Source organism: Lysobacter enzymogenes (assembly GCF_017168095.1).
In the GTDB taxonomy this organism is placed as follows: domain Bacteria; phylum Pseudomonadota; class Gammaproteobacteria; order Xanthomonadales; family Xanthomonadaceae; genus Lysobacter; species Lysobacter enzymogenes_D.
Genome location: NZ_LXSD01000065.1, coordinates 1 through 817, shown reverse-complemented (window position 1 = coordinate 817; position 817 = coordinate 1). Strand labels below are relative to the sequence as shown.

Genomic DNA, 817 nt, shown 5'->3' with positions numbered 1-817 from the left:
TGCTGGCGGCGCGGTTGCGCGGCCGCGGCTTTGCGCGCGCGGCCGCCGCGGCTGATCGGATCAGCGCGCCGGCCTTGCCGCTCGCGTCGGTTCGCACAAGGGCGTTCAGGCGGATCCGCGCGCCGGACCAGCGCGGGCGCGCATCGGCGACGGGTCAGCGCTGCACCACGGTCGCGGCGCGGTAGCGCTGGGCCAGCACCGCCACGCGCTGCACGTAGCGCTGGGTCTCGGCGTAGGGCGGCACGCCCTTGTACTTGTCGACCGCGCCCTCGCCGGCGTTGTAGCCGGCCGCGGCCAGGGTCAGGTCGCCGTTGAAGCGCTTGAGCAGCCAGGCCAGGTATTGCACCCCGCCCTGGATGTTCTGGCCGGCGTCGAAGGCGTTGCCGACCCCGAACCGGCGCGCGGTCGCCGGCATCAGCTGCATCAGCCCCTGCGCGCCCACCCGCGACAGCGCGGTCGGGTTGTAGGCCGATTCGGCGTGGATGATCGCGCGCACGATCGCCTCCTCGACCCCGTGCTGGCGCGCGGCCGCGGCGATCTCGCTGGCGTAGGCCACGGTGTTGAGCCGCAGGGTGCCGAAGTTGACCCCGGGTTGGGCGGCGCAGGCGAAGCAGGTCTCGATGAAGCTGTAGCGGATGGTGCGCATCTGGGTGGCGTTGGCCAGCCCCTTGGGCCGCTTGCTGACGTAGTGGCGCACCCCGTCCTGGACGTAGGAATAGATCTCGCCCTGGACCAGCCGGGTCGGCGGCCGGGCCGGCGCTGCCGGAACCACCGGCGCGGGCGCCGGAACCGGGGCGGCCGCCGCCGGGGCCGCAGC

At 74.4% G+C, this 817-nt stretch carries 2 protein-coding genes; one reads left to right on the top strand and one right to left on the bottom strand.

From position 1 onward, the window contains the following. Positions 1–185 (top strand): hypothetical protein (locus A7A76_RS01925; protein ID WP_206409615.1); only part of this gene is annotated, 185 nt, incomplete at its 5' end. On the opposite strand, the gene A7A76_RS01920 is transcribed toward A7A76_RS01925, so the two are convergent. Then, positions 155–817, bottom strand: a 663-nt coding sequence (locus tag A7A76_RS01920) for a lytic transglycosylase domain-containing protein (RefSeq protein WP_206409614.1), incomplete at its 5' end; no start/stop codon positions are given. The two genes, A7A76_RS01925 and A7A76_RS01920, sit on opposite strands and share 31 nt — an antisense overlap.